Annotated in this window: 18 protein-coding genes; 4 read left to right on the top strand and 14 right to left on the bottom strand. The window is 45.2% G+C overall.

What is annotated here, in order from left to right; translation table 11 throughout:
* Positions 1 to 69: 69 nt before the first annotated feature.
* Complete coding sequence (locus MY9_RS06905) at positions 70 to 447, top strand: PH domain-containing protein (RefSeq protein WP_014479546.1); 378 nt, start codon at positions 70 to 72, stop codon at positions 445 to 447.
* 37 nt (positions 448 to 484) lie between these two features.
* Here the strand turns inward: MY9_RS06905 and MY9_RS06900 are convergent, their stop codons facing one another.
* A complete protein-coding gene (locus tag MY9_RS06900; protein WP_014663629.1) occupies positions 485 to 1,438 on the bottom strand; it encodes an N-acetylmuramoyl-L-alanine amidase in 954 nt (317 codons plus the stop codon).
* A 121-nt stretch (positions 1,439 to 1,559) separates the two neighbouring features.
* Between MY9_RS06900 and MY9_RS06895 the strand changes: the two genes are divergently transcribed.
* Positions 1,560 to 1,814, top strand: a complete 255-nt coding sequence (locus tag MY9_RS06895) for a YciI family protein (RefSeq protein WP_014663628.1) — start codon at positions 1,560 to 1,562, stop codon at positions 1,812 to 1,814.
* Positions 1,815 to 1,844: 30 nt separating this feature from the next.
* Here MY9_RS06895 and phrA read toward each other — a convergent pair whose 3' ends face one another.
* From phrA to yjoB, 3 genes are all read right to left on the bottom strand, one after another.
* Positions 1,845 to 1,979, bottom strand: coding sequence for a phosphatase RapA inhibitor PhrA (gene phrA / locus MY9_RS06890; RefSeq protein ID WP_014663627.1), 135 nt, complete (start codon positions 1,977 to 1,979; stop codon positions 1,845 to 1,847).
* Complete coding sequence (rapA, locus tag MY9_RS06885) at positions 1,969 to 3,105, bottom strand: response regulator aspartate phosphatase RapA (RefSeq protein WP_081483613.1); 1,137 nt, start codon at positions 3,103 to 3,105, stop codon at positions 1,969 to 1,971. The genes phrA and rapA overlap by 11 nt, the downstream gene beginning before the upstream one ends.
* Before the next feature lie 144 nt (positions 3,106 to 3,249).
* Entirely contained in the window at positions 3,250 to 4,521 is a 1,272-nt protein-coding gene (gene yjoB, locus MY9_RS06880; protein ID WP_014663625.1) for an ATPase YjoB, read from the bottom strand.
* 148 nt (positions 4,522 to 4,669) lie between these two features.
* On the opposite strand from yjoB, the gene MY9_RS06875 reads away from it, so the two are divergent.
* On the top strand, positions 4,670 to 5,134 hold the full coding sequence (locus tag MY9_RS06875; RefSeq protein ID WP_014663624.1) for a DinB family protein: 465 nt from the start codon (positions 4,670 to 4,672) through the stop codon (positions 5,132 to 5,134).
* A gap of 222 nt (positions 5,135 to 5,356) precedes the next feature.
* Positions 5,357 to 6,121 carry a sulfite exporter TauE/SafE family protein gene (locus MY9_RS06870; RefSeq protein WP_014663623.1) on the top strand — a complete coding sequence of 255 codons (765 nt, stop codon included), beginning with the start codon at positions 5,357 to 5,359 and terminating at the stop codon, positions 6,119 to 6,121.
* Positions 6,122 to 6,159: 38 nt separating this feature from the next.
* On the opposite strand, the gene MY9_RS06865 is transcribed toward MY9_RS06870, so the two are convergent.
* The 10 genes from MY9_RS06865 to uxaC form a co-directional block, all read right to left on the bottom strand.
* The gene (locus tag MY9_RS06865) at positions 6,160 to 7,653 is read right to left on the bottom strand and encodes a UxaA family hydrolase (protein ID WP_014663622.1); all 1,494 of its coding nucleotides are present in this window, start codon (positions 7,651 to 7,653) and stop codon (positions 6,160 to 6,162) included.
* Positions 7,650 to 9,092 (bottom strand): tagaturonate reductase, encoded by a 1,443-nt coding sequence (locus MY9_RS06860; RefSeq protein ID WP_014663621.1) that lies wholly within the window; start codon positions 9,090 to 9,092, stop codon positions 7,650 to 7,652. Before MY9_RS06860 ends, MY9_RS06865 begins: the two co-directional genes overlap by 4 nt.
* Positions 9,093 to 9,168: 76 nt before the next feature.
* Positions 9,169 to 10,170: a LacI family DNA-binding transcriptional regulator gene (locus tag MY9_RS06855; protein WP_014663620.1), complete on the bottom strand. Its 1,002-nt coding sequence runs from the start codon at positions 10,168 to 10,170 to the stop codon at positions 9,169 to 9,171.
* An 87-nt stretch (positions 10,171 to 10,257) separates the two neighbouring features.
* A complete protein-coding gene (locus MY9_RS06850) occupies positions 10,258 to 11,526 on the bottom strand; it encodes an MFS transporter (protein WP_014663619.1) in 1,269 nt (422 codons plus the stop codon).
* Positions 11,527 to 11,573: 47 nt separating this feature from the next.
* Positions 11,574 to 12,410, bottom strand: a complete 837-nt coding sequence (locus tag MY9_RS06845; RefSeq protein WP_014663618.1) for an SDR family oxidoreductase — start codon at positions 12,408 to 12,410, stop codon at positions 11,574 to 11,576.
* Positions 12,407 to 13,486: a mannonate dehydratase gene (gene uxuA / locus MY9_RS06840; protein WP_014663617.1), complete on the bottom strand. Its 1,080-nt coding sequence runs from the start codon at positions 13,484 to 13,486 to the stop codon at positions 12,407 to 12,409. The genes MY9_RS06845 and uxuA overlap by 4 nt, the downstream gene beginning before the upstream one ends.
* Before the next feature lie 24 nt (positions 13,487 to 13,510).
* Positions 13,511 to 14,530: a zinc-binding alcohol dehydrogenase family protein gene (locus tag MY9_RS06835; protein ID WP_014663616.1), complete on the bottom strand. Its 1,020-nt coding sequence runs from the start codon at positions 14,528 to 14,530 to the stop codon at positions 13,511 to 13,513.
* Positions 14,531 to 14,535: 5 nt separating this feature from the next.
* Positions 14,536 to 15,549, bottom strand: a complete 1,014-nt coding sequence (gene allD / locus MY9_RS06830) for an ureidoglycolate dehydrogenase (protein ID WP_014663615.1) — start codon at positions 15,547 to 15,549, stop codon at positions 14,536 to 14,538.
* 105 nt (positions 15,550 to 15,654) lie between these two features.
* Positions 15,655 to 17,034: an MFS transporter gene (locus tag MY9_RS06825; protein WP_014663614.1), complete on the bottom strand. Its 1,380-nt coding sequence runs from the start codon at positions 17,032 to 17,034 to the stop codon at positions 15,655 to 15,657.
* Positions 17,035 to 17,101: 67 nt separating this feature from the next.
* The gene (uxaC, locus tag MY9_RS06820; protein WP_041521304.1) at positions 17,102 to 18,523 is read right to left on the bottom strand and encodes a glucuronate isomerase; all 1,422 of its coding nucleotides are present in this window, start codon (positions 18,521 to 18,523) and stop codon (positions 17,102 to 17,104) included.
* Between the last annotated feature and the right edge of the window lie 114 nt (positions 18,524 to 18,637).

Genomic DNA, 18,637 nt, shown 5'->3' with positions numbered 1-18,637 from the left:
ACTCTACTCTTCTATGAATGAAAACCTTTTTATAGTATGATTTGATAGAATACGGACAGGAGGTATATGATGGGATTTATTGATGGTTTACTCGGCAATGCGTCAACACTGTCAACGGCTGCTGTGAAAGAAGAGCTTGCTCATATTTTACTTGAGGGTGAGAAGGTTGAAGCCGCGTTTAAGCTGGTTCGCGATTTGATTGTCTTTACTGACAAGCGGCTTATTCTTGTGGATAAGCAGGGAATCACAGGCAAGAAAACGGAGTTTCAATCAATTCCGTACAAAAGCATTTCCAGATTCAGCGTGGAAACTGCTGGCCGCTTTGATCTTGATTCAGAGCTGAAAATTTGGATCTCTGGCGCGGAACTTCCCGCCGTCTCAAAGCAGTTTAAAAAAGATGAAAGCATTTATGATATTCAAAAGGTGCTTGCCGCAGTTTGTATGTAAGATGAGTGACGGAAGCTGTGAAGCTTCCGTCATTTCATTACAGCTTTTCCTCCAGCTTCGCTTTCGTCTTCGGACCGTAAATCCCATCAGCCGTTAAACCGCTGACAGACTGAAAACGTTTGACTGCATTAGCTGTTTTCGGGCCATAGACGCCGTCAACGCCGTGATTTTTCGCTCCTTTATCAGGATAAAAATAAAGGGCGGCTAAAGCGTCCTGCACCTGCTTCACTTTTGTTCCTTTCGTCAGCGGGCTTGTCACTTTCATCACTCCGGATGGGAGCAGATATGAGGATGCGGCATGGCTTTTAGAAGCAGATGCCGTCTGAGGCAGTTTGATCACTTGTCCGACTTTAATGTAATTTGGGTCAGTGATATGATTGATACTTTGCAGCGTTTTTACACTGACTCCGTGGGACGCGGCAATCCCTGACAGTGTATCGCCTTTTTTTACATGATATTCAGACGCCGAAGAAGTGACTGCTGTCTTTTTCGCTGATACGCTCCCGTTTAATTCCTTTTCAATTGCCGCCTTCACTTGATCCCAGCGCCCCTCTGATAAAATGCGGTGCGGGCAGTACTTTCCGTTCCAGTCTTGATGCTTTCTCACCCGATCGATTCCCCAGCCGCGCTCCTTCAAAAGCTGTGCGACAAATGAAATCGCTAAGGCTTCAGCTGCCTCATACTTTGGACCTCCCGATTTGCTGTAGCAAATCTCAACGCCAATTGATTTGCGGTTCCCCGGACCGTATGTGCCGTCACCTGTGTGCCAGGCGTTTCGGTCAAGCGGCAGACCTTGAATGACCTCTTTATCATCGACCGCAAAGTGAAAGCTTGTCGAGCTTGTGTTCCCGATCATATAGCTGATTTCATTGGCTGCTGACGCATCGTTTGCCGTGTTGTGGATGGTAATGTATTCAGCGGACATTGCATTCGGACACTTCAATGCGTATTTCGCCTCAGAAACCAAATTTTTCTTTACTGGAATGCTCACCTATCATCTCTCCTTTTCTTTTTTCATAAATAGGTGGCATTCGTAGGACGAAAAGCTCATATCATCTTTCAATGCTATATGGTTAAATGTGTTAAACTGAATTTCAATGGGAGGGCTGAATATGCATACATACTTAATGCTCACAATGAGAACGGAGAAATTTAATCAGGAGCATGTGGCTGGGCACTATGAATTTCTGGACCGCTTACAATCAGAAAAGCGCTTAAAAATGTTTGGGCCATTCAGCGACGCCACAGGCGGAGCGTATGTCATCCAAGCAGATTCGCTGGAAGAGGCAGCGGAAATTGGGCATGCAGATCCACTGGTGGCAAGCGGATCTTCTGAGCTGACGATAAAAGAATGGAAGCTGAAATAAAAAAGACCCCTAAGGGTCTTTTTTTATGCATCATGTTTGATTGCGTGCCGCAATATGAAATGTTTTCCCCTCTGTGTTTGCTGTGTCATCTGCATGAACCATCACCTGAGTAAAACTGAACCCGACCGCAACGAGCAACAAACCTGACATCCATTTAGATTTCATATAAACAATCTCCTCTCTGGATTTGTTTTTGTGCGTGCACCATTTTCTCATAAAATGACAGTGCTTTTTCGGGCTGTCCGTTTTCTATATAGAATTGGGCAGCATCATGCGCCAGCTCTTCAATATAAGGATACAGCATATGTTCTTCAAGAAATTGAAAGGTATGTGAGACTGATTCTGTGTCAATGTTTTTTCCGTATAGCGCATGTAAAAATTGAAAAAGCTCCACAAATAATTCATCTTTGTATTGACGGGCGATTTCCAATCCTTCACGATACTTTTGTTGCGCTTCAGCGTCATTTTTTTGTTTATACAGAACTTGTGTTAAAGAGTAGATAGAATGCGGAAGATTATCGAACTTTTCCGACTTGCAAATAGAAACAGATTTCTCAAAGTATTCGGCTGCCTTTTGCAGTTCACCCATTTTCTCATAGCAGTTTCCGAGATTATATAGGGCGGAACTGATTAGGCGGGGATTGCCTTCTTTCTTTGCAAGATCTAAAGCCAGTTCTAAGTGGGGCAATGCTCTTTCTGGATACTGCATATCATCATAATTACCTGCAATAACGAATTCACATTGGATTCTGCGGACGGTGTACGTTTCATACATTTGGTATGTTTCTAATGCCTGAACGGCGTAGCTCATCGAAACATAGGTTTGTTTTAAATTGTAAAAAATCTCAGCCATTTTAAAAGCAAACTCGGCTTTCTCAATATCATCCGAGACGAGGGCAAGATTCTTTTCTGCCCGTTTATAATACATCATGGCACTGACAAACATCTTCTGCTTAAATTCATACATTCCTCGAAAAAAATTAAAGTAATATTCGAGAAGCCCTGTCAGCTTGTACTGATTCCCTTCGATGTCTTCTAATAATTCTGAAAACTCCAGCTGCGACGTGTCCTCTCCAAAAGGCTTAATGTAATCCAGCATGACACGATGCCTGAACTCCATTAAAGAATAATACAGCAGCAAATCTTGGTCTTCTTCCATATCCTCAATTTCTCTTTCTACTTCGAGCTTGACCCGTTCGGCTTCAGCGACGTGGAACTGCCGGATATGAGTATACCATTCATTAATTTTAAGCCCGACATAAGAGGACGGAATCGTCTGCTTCATCCTCAATTAATCCCCCCTTTTGAATTACCCGAGATATGTCATATTTTATCATATTTACAAGAAAAAGAAGAACGCAAAATAACCGCAATTGTCGAATTTCGGCTAACCGCAACAAAAAAGCGCGGGTTTTTCAAAAACCCGTGCTTTCTTTTAGTGAAAACCGACTTTGTTTCTTTCCATCCAGCTTCCCTGCCGGCTTTTTCTTTGCTCTCCTGTCATGTCTTTCACCATGGTTTCAATATGATGATTCCCTTCTTGGTGCCATTGAAGCGCTGAAGATACATATAATTCTCCCAGCTGTGCAAAGGAAAAGCCTTCTGTAAGCTTTGCGGCGTTTTTTATTTCTTCTTCACTCAAAAAGATGTCAAAGCCTCTCATTTTCATATATTCCAGCCGCAGCTCTTCATCCGGAAGCCCGATTTCATAGGCACGGTCAAATCGTCCTGCACGATTCATCAAACCTGGATCGATCTCTTCGGGATAGTTTGTCGTGCCGATGAGAAATAGCCCCTCTTTTGATGTTGCGCCGTCCAACGTATTGAGAAAAAAGGATCGCACATCTTCCGGCATCGAATCTATATCCTCGATGACGAGAACTGCAGGAGCGAGGCGTCTCGCTGCCTGAAAGACTTCTTCTATTGTCTCGCTCGACGTAAATTCAGTAATTTGCCAATAGGCAACAGGTGCATCGATACTGCCTGCGATCGACTTCACTAATGTCGTCTTTCCGTTTCCAGGAGGTCCATATAACAGAATGCCGCGCTTATAAGGGATGTCATACGTTTGATAAAACGATTTATCACTATGAAAAAACTGATCAATTGATCTGTATATCTCTTTTTTCAATAGCGGATTCATGATTACCTGACTCCGCTGAACCTCTCTGACAATGGTTTCCTGCTCTCTTGAAGTCCCTCCATCTCCATCCGTAAAAACGGTCACTTTCCGCTTGCTTTTTTCCCAGAGACGCGGTCTGACTCCCTCCAGAAATGCACGCATCTTTTCATCGTTAACCGCAAACAGACAATCGAAACTCATGATGCTCCCATCTTGAAAATAAGGAATTCTGGCAAAAGCAACTCCCTTTTCAGGATACGCGTATACACTGTTTCTTATAGACTTATGGACGGTATAATCCGGTTCTTTTTCATCTTCATCGTAAGCAAAGGTTTTCTTTTCAAGCTTTTCAAATATATATGCCACATGCTCAGGCTCCAATGAACCGCTGCGGACATCTTCTACAAGAAGCTCCCAGTATTCCGTGTTCGGGTCATCACTGGCATAGAGCTCATAGAATACACCGTATTGATCATAAAGCGTTTCTTCAATCCGTGTGATAAGGTAACCGAAAGTGCCGTAGCCCGCTGCAGCTCTTTCATTCTCTTTTTCTTCGTACTGATAAATGAAAGGTATGGTTGTCATGTTTATACTCCATTTCATATTTTGTGAACGTTATATATACGATTGACATAGCATTTTGTTTCATCCCACAGCATATTACTTGTGAATTCGTAACCGTTGATATAGGATTTCATTGCACCATTTATTTTTACATATGGAGGAGATCATAATGAGCCAATCCAATCAAATTGTCAGCCATTTTTTATCCCATCGAAACGTGACGAATGAGCTTGCTGAAAAAATCAGCCAAGACCATTACAGCTACAAACCGGCAGAAACATCAATGTCAGCGGAAGAATTGGTCAAACACATTCTTACGTCGTTCCACTTGTTCGCAAATGTCATTAAAGAAGGCAATGCTTCACCTTTTCAAAACAAGCAGGAAGAAACAGAAACCGATCTCAATGTTCTGGCAAAAACATATACGGACAAAACGGTCGCTATCCTTGAACAGCTGACTGAAGAACAGCTGGACAGAGAAATTGATCTGACATCCGCTTTCGGCAGAAAAGTCACAGGCCGCGCGCTGCTTCAGCTTGCAATGGAACATGAAATTCACCATAAAGGCAACCTGTTCGTTTATGTGCGGGAAATGGGCCACACAGAGCTTCCTTTCTATCAGCAGCGCATGTAGCGTACGAAAAAAAGATACCTGTTAAAAGGTATCTTTTTTTGTGCTTCCGCCTCACTTCCCGGTTTCGACCAGACACTCATCATAGGGCAAATGAATAAAGATATGGAGCATACCAAAATTTCAAACAGCTAACGTGCAAAAATTCAAAAAATTTAATTGATTAACGTGACCTAATCATATATAATCTGATAAAAATAGTCGGGTTTTCAGGAGGCCTTTATCATGAGTGTAAGCATCATATTGATGGGTTTGTTTGTCGGAGCCTTAGTCGGATTGACGGGTGTGGGCGGAGCCGCCTTATTGACTCCCCTTTTAATTGTGCTTGGAATTAACCCTTCCATCGCGGTCGGTACGGATCTTGTATATAACTCGATCACAAAGCTGTTTGGCGTTGCCTCCCATTGGCGGCAGAAAACGATTAACTTTCAATTGGTAAAATACTTAGCCATCGGCAGTATTCCGAGTGCCTCGCTAGCCATTGGCATCTTGCATTTGTTCCCCGCCTTCCACCAGCATCAGGAAGAAATTATTAAGCACGCTCTAGGATATGTGTTAACGCTGGTTGCCATCTCAATCATCGTTCGTTTGTTTTTGGATAGAAAGCTTCGTCCCAATCGCTGGCAGCTGATGCCGCTTGAAAATAAGCGGGCGCTGACGATTCTTATTGGTGTTGTGTTTGGGTTTATCGTCGGCTTAACATCAATCGGTTCCGGCTCATTATTTGCAATCGCCATGATTTACTTATTTAACATGAAAGCGTCTCAGATTGTCGGAACCGATATCGCGCATGCTTTTCTTCTCGTTACGGCAGCAGGCATTTTGAACGCAAGCTTCGGAAGCGTGGATTACATGCTGGCAGCTAATCTGCTCATTGGTTCAATTCCTGGCGTGCTGATCGGAAGCCATCTTTCGCCTCGATTCTCCCCGCGTCCGCTGCAATTTATTATGGCGTCCATTATTTTAGTCAGCGGTTTAAAATTGATTTAATGAAGAAGGCTATCCGCTTGAAGGATAGCCTTCTCTTATTATAGCGTTACACCCGATTTGAAAATGGCGAGCTCTCTGAAATCATTTTTTTCATGGTTCACAAGCTGGCCGCTTGCCACCTCAATCATATAGTGGATAAACTCCCGCAGCACATACTCCTCATGAACATCATCCTCCGCTAAAAGGCCTGCGTTAAAATCAATCCAATGCGGCTTCGCCTCATACAGCTCGGTGTTTGTTGCTACCTTCACGGTCGGGACAAAGGTGCCAAACGGCGTGCCTCTCCCCGTTGTAAAGAGGACAATTTGGCAGCCGGCCGCCGCCAATGCGGAGGAAGCGATTAAATCATTGCCCGGCGCGCTCAAAAGCGTCAGCCCTTTTGTCTTGAGTACTTCCCCGTATTTCAGGACATCCGTGACAGGAGAAATCCCCGCTTTTTGCGTACAGCCCAGCGATTTATCCTCAAGTGTAGAAATGCCGCCTGCTTTGTTGCCCGGTGAAGGATTTTCATACACCGGCTGATCATGTTTGATAAAATATTGTTTAAAATCATTGATTAATTGGACTATCTTATGAAACACTTCTTCATTGGCAGCCCGCTGCATCAGGATGGTTTCTGCACCGAACATTTCCGGAACTTCCGTCAGCACCGTGCTCCCTCCCTGTGCAATGAGATAATCTGAAAAACGGCCAAGCAGCGGGTTTGCGGTTATGCCGGAAAAACCATCCGAACCTCCGCACTTCAGTCCGATCTTCAGTTCGGACAGCGGAATGTCTTCTCTCGTATCCCCTTTGGCCGCTTCATGTATTTCCTTTAGCAAAGCAACGCCTGCCTCCATTTCGTCGGTCACCGACTGGGATTCGAGGAATTTCACTCGATTCAGATTTACATCCTGGAGTGCTTCCTTCATTTTTGCCAGTTCATTGTTTTCACACCCTAGCCCTAGCACCAAGACACCGCCGGCATTTGGATGGCGAATGGCGTTCAGCAGGATTTGCTTCGTATTTTCGTGATCATCTCCAAGCTGCGAGCATCCGTATTGATGTTTCAGCACGAGTACGTTATCAAATGGAGCGATATCTCCCGTTTCTCTGACAAAACGCTGCAGCATTTTTTCTGCAATTCCATTGACGCAGCCGACAGTTGGCACAATCCACAATTCATTGCGTACACCCGCATCACCGTTTTCTCTTCTAAAACCTTTAAACGTCCGGTTCTCATTAGAATACGGATTTTCATCAAATCTCGGTGTATAGCTGTATGATTGGATATCTGACAGGTTTGTTTTCGTATTATGGACATGAATATGCTCTCCAATCGAAATATCTTGTGATGCATGCCCAATTGGAAACCCGTATTTAATGATGCTGTCGTTTTCTTTAATAGACTGCAATGCAATCTTGTGGCCTCTTTTTATATCATCCTTTACTTCAATCGACACGCCGTCCGCATGCAGCCGCTCTCCCTTTTGGATATCCCGTAAAGCAAGAAGGACATTATCTTGCTTATGAATCTTTATAAACGACTTCAACGCACCTCTCCCCTTTGTATGCAGGATTGTTCAAGAGCCCGCTGCATGCCCAGCTCATGAATATGATTCAAGTAATCAGCGACTCTCTCAGTCAGCTTCGGTATCTCATTGAGATCTGCCTCCCACAGCCGCTGTTCGCCTAACACTCTTGATGCAATCCGAAGCATGTCTCCATCCTCCTGGCTCCAAACCTCTTTGAAAAATTGAAGAACAGCCGGATCATCCTGCAATGACTCGTATCCCTGATAAAAATACAGAAGAGCGCTGAAGGAAAACACCAAGCGTTCAGGGAGCTGTCTCTTTTGTTCAGCATATTCCTTAAGAGTCGGCAGGTTTCTCGTTTTGAATTTGGAAACGGAATTCAATGCAATGCTTTCCAGATAATGCTTCATATACGGGTTTTTAAAACGGTTCAGCACATCGTCAGCATACTGAGAAAGACCTTCCATTTTTAAAACAGGAAGAATTTCGTCATCGATCAGCTCTCTTATAAACCGCCCCACTTCCGGATGCTCGACAGCATCCCTAACAGTTTTTAAGCCGTATAATAATGCCACTGGCGTCATTGCTGTATGAGCGCCATTTAAAATTCTTACTTTTTTTGTCCGATACGGGGTGAGGTCGCTGACGATTTTTGTATTGAGCCCTGCAGCCGCAAAGGGAATTTCTTTTCCAATCCAATCCGGCCCCTCGATAACCCATAAATAATACTGCTCTCCCACAACTATCAGTTCATCTTGATAGCCCAGTTCTGCCGTGATCTCATCAATGCTGTCGACCGGAAAACCCGGGACAATCCGGTCTACTAAACTATTACAAATTGTATTGGCCTCATGAATCCACTGTGTAAATCCTTCCTCCAGCTTCCACAGACGTGCATAATGAAGAACCGTTTCCTTCAGCTTTTCGCCGTTCTTCTCGATCAGCTCACATGGGATTAGGACACACCCTTTTGTCTGATCTCCTTTAAAAGCCTGATAGCGGAAGTAGAGAAATGCAGTTAATTTCCCAGGGAATGTTTTTGGCGGCCTATCCTCTAAACGATCTTTTTCATCACATACGATCCCGGCCTCCGTCGTGTTGGAGATGATAAACCGCAGCTCTTCGCTTGATGCCAATTCTTTGTATGCCTCATAATCAGAAAACAGGTCAATTCCTCGGCTGATTGAGTTGATAATCATATGCTCGTTTACCGGTTCTCCGTCTTTCATTCCTTGTAAAAAGAGCGTATATAGCCCATCTTGCTGATTTAATCGTTTGATTTTTTCTGAGCCTCTTGGCTGGACAACTGCCACGCTCCCATTAAAATCAGTGTGTTGATTCAATTGATCAATCTGCCAATCGACAAATCCCCGAAGAAAGTTTCCTTCTCCGAATTGGAGAATTTTTTCTGGATACTGAGTATAGTGATCGTACACATGTTTATTCAGCTTCTGCATCCTTATTGCCTCCCTCTCCTTTTATGCACACGTTAACATTTTTCTGTGTAAAGAATGCCCGCTGAAAAACGGGGCATCACGTTGTCAATCGTCTGACTGAATCACGCACGATGAATTCTGTGTTTTCCAAGATTTTCTCCGCTTTTGTTTCCGGCTCGCTGATCAGCGACAATAGTTTTTGCGCGCCGAGCACGCTGATTTTCTCCACTGGGCGCTTTACTGTTGAAAGCCTTGGCGTGATGTATTGTGAAAACCCAATATCATCAAACCCGATCACCGAAATATCATCAGGGACGCGCAGGCCCTTTGCGAATATCGCATTCATCGCTCCGATTGCCATGTCATCATTCGAACAAAAGACAGCGGTTGGAAGATTCGGCAGCGCCAGCAGCCGCTCCATCGCTTGAAAGCCGCTTTCCATATCGTACTGTCCTTTGACACTGTATTCATGCTTGATTGGAATATGATGTTGAATCAGTGCGGATAAGTAGCCTTCCTTTCGCTGCTGGGAGGATTTAAAGCCTTCTATCCCCTCGATGATAGCGATGTTTTGATGTCCGTTCTTAATAAAGTATTCTACAGCTTCCTGGGAACCCTCCTTGTCATTGGATAAAATATTCGTGATGGTGCGGTCATCAATATCACGATTCAGCACGACAAGCGGAATGTTTTTTTCTCGTATATGGTAAATGAAAGAATTATCAATATCACTTTGGCTCATTAAAATGATGCCGTCATACCTCATCGGTGTAACGGAGTCATAGTTTTTCAGATCATCAATGCCGCGCACATAGAGATTGTAATCCTCACTTATGGCTTGATTGACGCCTTTGATTGTGTCTGCAAAGAAGCTGTGTGAGGTTCCGTTTGTGATGCTTGTAAAGAAAAGCCCGATCGTATGTGACTTTTGCATCGCCAGGCTTTTCGCATTTACATTTGGTGTATAGTTGAGCTTCTCTGCGAGCTCTACTATTTTTTTCTTCGTATGCTCTTTGATGTAAGGGCTATTGTTGAGTGCTCTGGAAACGGTTGTGTGGGATACGTTAGCGAGTTTTGCGATATCTTTTATGGTTACCATCTAATTCCCTTCCTTATCATACCGGCTGCGATTATTTACTGTATATTGTATCATCAAACATACCGCCTCTCCCACTATATTTCCAGATTAATAAGACACCGGATTCTCAGCTTCTGTTCCTGTTGGTTTGCCGATGATCGGACGGACAAAACGAATTACAGCAAGTGACGCGCAGACAGCTAACCCTCCGGCAAGCAAAAACGCTCCAGAAAACGTGCCCGTTTGGTCAACAATAAAGCCGGTTAAAGCCGGGCCGATAATTCCTGCTGTGTTGGCGAGGAAATGCATGAAGCCGCCAACAGAACCGACATTGTTTTGATCAACCACATCTTGAATCACAGCCCAATAGATAGCACCTGTTAAATATAGAAAAAATACTGACAAAGCGACCAGTGTGACAGCGCCCGCAGTCGTTCCCACCAGCCCGGCAAAACCAATTAGGACAGCTGATGAAAACAAACACGTGACAAGCACAACCTTGCGTGAGAACAGCACGCCTTTTCGGGCTGTTTTTTTGTACACATAGTCAGAAACAAATCCTCCTGCAGCAAGCCCGATAAAGCCTAAAACCCACGGTATGACCGTGATAACACTCATCGATTCAACACTTAAGCCCCGCTCTTCGACAAGATAGCTTGGAAACCACGTCAAAAAGAAGAAGAGGATGTAGTTGTAAGCGAAAAAAGCGAACGCCGTGAACAGGACCGTTTTTTGCTTCAGATAAAAGGTGAGCGGAATTTTTTCTCTAGGAGACGTTTCTGCTTTGATTACCTGTGCTTCCTTCACCCTCTCTGACGGCTTTTCTTTGACAAACTTGAACCAGAGCACTGCCCATATCAAACCAATGATCATAATGAGAACGAAGGATAGCTTCCAGCTGAACGCCACTGCAATCATGCCGACAATCGGACCGGAAATGGCTCCTCCGAGCGGGGTGCCGCTGTTGGTTACACCGATAACGGACGCCCGCTGGGTCGGCGGGAACCAGTTATTCACCATCTTGTTGATGGTCGCAGACAGCGGGCCTTCTCCCATTCCAAAGAGGATACGGATAATCAGCAGGCTGACAAAACCAAAAGCGAGGGCGACTGCTCCGCTAAACAGCGACCAAACGACCATCGCGACAAATAGGGTCAGTTTTGCCCCGTAGCGGTCGGATGCCACGCCCCCAAGAAAGTTAAAAATGGCATAACCAATCGAAAAACTGCTGAAAATCAAGCCCATTTGCGTGGCTGACAATGTGAGATCATCCTGAATAAAAGGAGCTGCAATGGAAAGCGCCGAGCGATCCAGGTAATTAATTACCCCTGCCAGGAACAAAAAAAGGATAATAGGAAGCTTATCTTTTGAAAACATCTCAACCTCACCCCTATGTTGGTTCAGTTTCTGTTGCACCGCTTTCGTTACACACCTGAATAAGCCATAAATCCTCCATCGACAGGAACGGTGATTCCGGTGACAAAACCCGAATAGGATTCATCCGCCAGCCAAAGAAGCGTGCCAAGCAAATCCTCCGGTTTTCCGAAGCGCTTCATCGGTGTTCCCGCGATAATTTTGTGAGATCGACTGGTGAACGTTCCGTCTTTGTTGATCAGCAGATCATGATTTTGTTTTGTCAGAAAAAAGCCTGGGGCAATCGCATTGACCCGCAGCCCGGTTTCGGCAAAATGAACGGCCATCCACATCGTAAAGTTATTGATAGACGCCTTGGCAGCACTGTATGCCGGAACCTTCGTCATAGGTGAATAAGCACTCATGGAAGAAAGATTGATAATCGCCGGTGAGTCCGCCTTCAGCAGCTCTTTTCCAAACACTTGCGAGGCCAGAAACGCACCGGTGAAGTTGGTGAAAAAAACAGTTGAAAAGCCTCCCTCATCCATATCAAAAAAGGATTGGCCTTCTCCCGCTTCTTCATATGTCTCCACATCGGTTATCGCGTCAGGATGATTACCGCCAGCCCCGTTAATTAACAGATCAACAGCGCCGAATCGGCCAAGGATGTCTTTCTTTGCCCGCTCCAGTGACTCCCTGTCCAGCACATCCGCTGCAACAGCGCACGCTGTGCCGCCCGCCGCCGTTATCTCCTTCACGACCGCCTGGCCTTTTTCAGCCGTCCGATTCAATATCGCCACCTTCATGCCATGACGGGCTAGCTCCCTGGCCATCACAGAGCAAAGCACACCGCTGCCGCCAGTGATGACAACTGTTTTACCAGCAAGGTTCTCATGCAGCGGGATCATACGCCCACCTCTTTTTTTGCCATTGCTTCATAGGCGTCCCACAGCCCGTTCAAATACATGATGCCAAGTGCCCGATCGTATAAGCCATATCCCGGGCGGCATTGCTCGCCCCAAAGATGGCGACCATGATCCGGTCTGACATATCCTTCGTAATCCTGCTTATGCAGTTCTTCCATCACGCCTTGAATGTTGATCGAACCATCCTTTGTTACATGCGATGTTTCAATAAAATCGCCATTCTCATAAATTTTCACATTGCGAATATGTGAAAACGGAGCAATGCCGGCATATGTCTTAGCGATCTCCACCATGTCGTTAGCGGGATTGGCTCCCATTGAACCTGTACAAAGGGTGATGCAATTAGACGGTGAATCTGATATCGCCCGCAGTTTCTTATAGCTTGCCTCCCCCGTGATAATGCGCGGCAGTCCAAAAATCGGCCATGGCGGGTCATCCGGATGAATGGCCATTTGAACACCGTGACTTTCTGCAACAGGAAGAATTTCCTGCAAAAAGAATGATAAATTGTCCCATAGCTGTTCTTCATCGATCGTTCTGTAGGCCGAAAAAAGCTCTTTGATCCGAGCCAATTTTTCGGGCTCCCACCCCGGCAGTGTCATGTCAGATGCTTGCTCCACCGTCCGAATCAGCTCTTGGGGCTCAAGGCTTTCCACCTTGGCCTTTTCAAAAAACAGAGCGGTTGATCCATCTTCCAGCGGCCGGAACATGTCCGTGCGTGTCCAATCAAAAACCGGCATAAAATTATAGCAGATCACTTTCACGCCAAATCCGGCAAGGTTGCGGATCGTTTGTTTGTAGTTTTCAATATATCGGCCGCGTTCTTCGTTCCCGAGTTTAATCGCTTCGTGAACATTCACGCTCTCTACAACTTCAGCATGAAAACCATAGGATTGAATATATTCGGTCTCGGCTCTGATTTCTTCTTTTTCCCACACGTCGCCGACAGGCTTTTGATGAAGAGCCCAAACGATGCCTTTGACACCGGGAATTTGCTTCACGTGTTCAAGTGTGACTGTATCGTTTCCTCGGCCATACCATCGAAATGTCATATTCATGCTTTCACCTCCGGATTCAGTCGATTAATCAAACGCGATGACGGCTTTCCGTACCTGATCTGGATGCTCCTTAATAAACTGAAATGCGTGATGGACATCATCCACTGAAAATGTATGGGTCACAAGCCCGTTATGCGCTAACCGTCCTTTATTCAAAAGCTCTACCACCTTGGGAAACTGATTGGTCTGCAATCTCGACCCGGTTATTGTGACTTCTTTTTTTGTAATCGGCAGCTGAGAAATCTGTGCCGCTCTTTCATCAAATCCAAGCACAACCACACGTCCCGCAGGTGAAACGGCCTCAACGGAAAACGCAAAAGTCTCCGGCAGGCAAACAGCATCAATGACCACATTTGCTCCCTCATGCCCAGTCCATTCACGGACCCGCTCGGCAACATGTTCTGCTTGGACATTTACAACAGCATCGGCGCCGTTTTCTTTTGCAAACGCCAGCCGCTCGTTGTTCAAGTCAGTCATCATGACAGCAGCACCCGCCAGCTTTGCCATTTTTAACACACAGATCCCAATAGGCCCCGCTCCTTGGATCAGAACGGTATCACCTTTTTCCACCTGCCCTCTCCACACTGCCTGGGCCCCTATCGTATAAGGCTCGGCCATGACCGCTTCCTCCCAAGGCAAGTCCTTTGAAACCGCGTAAAGCTGCCTTTCCGGAAGCACAATATATTCCCGCATGCCCCCGTCTTCATGTACGCCAAACACGGAGAGCTTGGCACAAACATTCGGCCGCCCTTTGCGGCAGGCATAGCAAGTTCCGCAATAAGAAATCGGCTCAATTACCACATGGTCACCGGCTTTTAGGCTCTGTACATTCGCCCCAACTGCCTCCACTTGTCCCGTTACCTCGTGTCCGATGACTCTCGGGAGGGTAGCGAGCGGATTCGTCCCATGATAAATATGCATGTCTGATCCGCAAATCCCGACTCGCTTGACTTTCACGAGCACTTCATCATCCATAGAAAGAACCGGCTTCTTTATCTCCTCTGTCACCAGATCATACGGTTTTCGCACTTGAACCGCTTTCATTTTTCTCACCTGCTTTTTAAGAATTCATACACACTCCGAGCAATTGATATTCCGTGTTCCTTATTTCTTTCTTCATGCAGCTGCTCGATCTCACCAGGCACAAACACTCTCTCGACTCCAGCAGCTGGAGGAGACTGCTGCAGTTCATGAAGCATGGCATCCATCTGCTCTAAAAACGTATCCCGGTCGGTAAAAAAGGAGGGATTGATCGCGCAAACGTAATGCCCCAGCTTTCTTTTTTGATCAAGGCCGCTGTACATTTTCGCAATATGAGGGCCAAAAGCCGCGCCAGCAAGCAATCCGGAAAACACATCCACCACAATCGATAGTCCATAGCCTTTCGGGCCTCCGAATGTTGAAAGTGAAACAACCTTGTCAGGATCCGTTACTGCTTCTCCGTTTTCATCGACTCCCCATCCTTCAGGAATTTCCTTGTCCTCTTCACGGGCCTGCAGAATCTTCCCGAAAGCCACTTTGGACGTCGCCATATCGAGGATAAGCGGTTTTTTATGCTTAGCCGGAACACCGTAAGCAATCGGATTTGTCCCTAAAAAAGGAGCCCTCCCTCCAAACGGGACAACGATACTGTCCGTATGCGTCATTGCCAATCCGATCAGTTTTTCGTCAGCCGCTTTTTGCACAAAATAGCTTAGCGCTCCGCAATGGCTGCTGTTGACGGCCGTGACCATGCCGACACCATTTTTCTTGGCCATGACAATTGCATGGTCCATTGCCATATCACAAATCACATGGCCGAATCCGTCATCACCATCCAGCACTCCGGTCACAGGCCCCGTTTCTTTAAAAACAGGCTGTGCCTCAGGGTTGATCCCTCCCGATGAAAGCCTGTTCACATAGTGTTCTGTGCGCAGCACGCCATGCGAATGTACATTGCGCAAATCAGCGTGCACGAGGACATCTGCTACTTTTTCAGCATCTCGTTCATTCAAACCGGCACCGGCAAGCTTTTTCCGAACGAGTCCCTTTGCTTCTTCAGCTGCAATTGTTATCGTTTTCAATTAAGTGCCTCCTTCCTTTTCAATGCTTCCGGGCACCCATTAGTGAAAACCCCTGCAAACACATTTTATTTACGGATTATTTCAAATATTCTTTATATTATATCGTCAGCTCTTTTGATGAAGATCCTGAACAATCTGAGCATGCTGCTGGTCTGTGAGTTTATAAAGAAAACCAATAATGATCATCGCCAATGCCAAAGCAATGGCCGGATACAGAAGCAAAAGCGCTTTGATGCCGATCAGTGCCTGTGCTGTCTGAACTGCATTCGGCACGTAGCCGATTATCCCCAAACCGATCCCCGAAAGAAACCCAGACAAAGACTGAGCTAGCTTTCTGGAAAAATTGAAAAGTGAATATGTCGTTGCTTCTTTCCGTTCACCGGATTTCCATTCGCCATAGTCGATAATATCGGAGACAAGAGCCCACGTGATGCCGTTTGGGATACTGATTCCGATAAAGGCGATACTGGCGAGAATGGTAAACACATAAACGTTAGATGGAAGCATAAAGTTGACCAGATCCGCGGCCACACTGATGGCAAATCCAATCATTGCCGTTCGTTTCTTTCCAAACATCTTGACGAGCTTTGGAAGGAATACGACGCCCAAAAAGGAAGAACCAATAATGATGAAGTTCATATAAGCCATTAATTCAACCTTGCCCAAGTTATATTGTGCGAAATAGACGAGCATGGCGGATTTGATGTTGTATGCGGAAATTGAAAAAATCGTCATTAGGACAAGGGTTAACAGCGGTTTATTTGTAATAAATGTTTTGACGACAGATGAGAATGTTAATTTTTCTTTAGGGGCTTCCGATATGACAACGCGCTCTTTGCAATTGCGGTAGCAAATATAAAACCAAAGCACACCGAGTAATGCGAACAAGCCCATGACCACGGGGTAGCCGACCTTCGGATTATCAAACTTGACGAGAAGCGGCATTACGGCCACACTTGTGATAAACAAGGCGCCAAGTGATCCGATTTGGCGGAACGTCGAAATGGAGGTTCGGTCCTCAGAATTTTGAGTCATTGCTGCTCCTAATGAGCCGTAGGGAATATTCACAAACGAATAGCCGATGCCCCAAATCATATAGGATGCATAGGCATAAATCAGTTTTCCGGTCGCTGATACATTTGGAGACAGAAAAATAAGAACAGTAAGCACCGCGAGCACGATGCTGCCGATTAATAAATAAGGCCTGAATTTCCCCCGTTTGCCGATGTTTTTGCGATAATCGATTGATGAGCCGACAATTGGATCTGTTATCGCCGCAAACAGCTTGCTGACTAAAAAAATGCCGCCGGCCATCGCAGCCGGAATTCCCGCTACATCAGTGAAATACTTCAATAAATAAATCTGGCCGAGATCAAACATAAAACCGTTGCCAAAATCACCAAAACCATAGGAGATTTTTTCCTTCAACGAAAGCCTTTTTTCCGTTTCGACCGACACAACCTTATTTGCCAGTTCAGTTCGCATGTTCCACCTCTGTGTCTTAAGAATTTTCGGGCAGTGGTCCGCTCAGTGATGCTGAGCGGACACTTTGTTACACGTTTGATTTCTCTTCTTGAAAATGAAAGTAGTGTTTCGCATTGTCATAGCAAATCCCCTGAACAATGCTTCCCAGAAGCTCCATATCGCACGGCACTTCACCGTTTTCCACCCATTCCCCAATCAAATTGCAGACGATTCGCCTGAAATATTCGTGGCGCGTATACGAAAGAAAGCTTCTGGAATCGGTAAGCATGCCGATAAAACGGCTGAAAAGGCCAACGTTTGATAACGCTTTCATTTGGTCCAGCATTCCATCTTTAGTATCGTTAAACCACCAGGCTGTACCGAATTGTATTTTTCCCGGGGTAATACCGTCCTGAAAACTGTTGATCATGCTGGCAATGACATAGTTATCATTGGGATTCAGTGAATATAAAATCGTTTTCGGCAGCTGGTTCTTCATCTCAACTGAGTTCAGCAGCTTGTATAAAGGCTTCGCAATTTCTTCATCGTTCATAGAATCATAGCCTGTATCAGGACCGAGCCTTTTCATCATTTTTGTATTCGTGTTTCTTAAAGCGTTGATATGAAACTGCATCGCCCAATCGAGCTCCGCATACAATCCGCAAAGAAACTGAAGCGTATATGTCTTAAATTTCTTCTCATCCTCATAAGAAACCTCTGTTCCTTGTAATCTGTCAGCAAAAATCCGTCCAGCTTCTTCTTTTGTCGTTTCGGCAAATACCATTGAATCTATCGCGTGATCAGACACTCTGCCCCCAGCTGAATGGAAGAATCGCACTCGTTTTTCCAACGCTTTTAAAAACTCATCATAGGTTGTAATGGATATGGCGGCGGCATCTTCAAGTGACTGCACCCAATCCGGAAAGCCTTCACGATTGATCTCAAGTCCTTTATCCGGCCGAAATCCAGGCAGCACGCTGACAGGAAAATTTTTGTCTTCTCTTAATAATAGATGGTATTCAAGAGAATCGACAGGGTCATCCGTTGTGCACACAACCTTTACATTTGATTTCATGATTAAATCCCTTGCCCCGAAGCCTTCCCCTTGGAGCAGTTCATTTGTCCGTTTCCATATAGCCGGCCCGGAGTTCTCGTTTAAAATCTCATAAATGCCAAAAAAACGCTGCAATTCTAAGTGGGTCCAGTTATAGAGCGGATTTCCGATCGCCATCGGCACGGTTTTCGCCCAAGCCATAAATTTCTCCTCATCTGGCGCATCTCCGGTGATGTATGTCTCCTCAATTCCATTGGCTCTCATGATGCGCCATTTATAATGGTCACCATACAGCCAGGCTTCTGTGATGTTTTGAAATGTTTTATTTTCATAGATTTCTTTCGGGCTTAAGTGGCAGTGGTAATCAATAATCGGCATGTCTTTCGCATACTTGTGATAGAGGCTGACAGCGGTTTCATTTTTCAATAAAAAGTTTTCGCCCATGAAGGGTTCCATGTCCTCACCGTCTTTCATTCTATTTCAAAATGTTAACGTTAACATTTTGATTTGTTTTTATTTTACCTTTATATTCCTCTGGGATCAATCTCTTTTTTGAAAATGAAATGTTAA

This window comes from Bacillus sp. JS, from assembly GCF_000259365.1.
In the GTDB taxonomy this organism is placed as follows: domain Bacteria; phylum Bacillota; class Bacilli; order Bacillales; family Bacillaceae; genus Bacillus; species Bacillus stercoris.
Note: the sequence above shows the minus strand (reverse complement) of the source record. Positions and strands in the feature narration are given on the sequence as shown.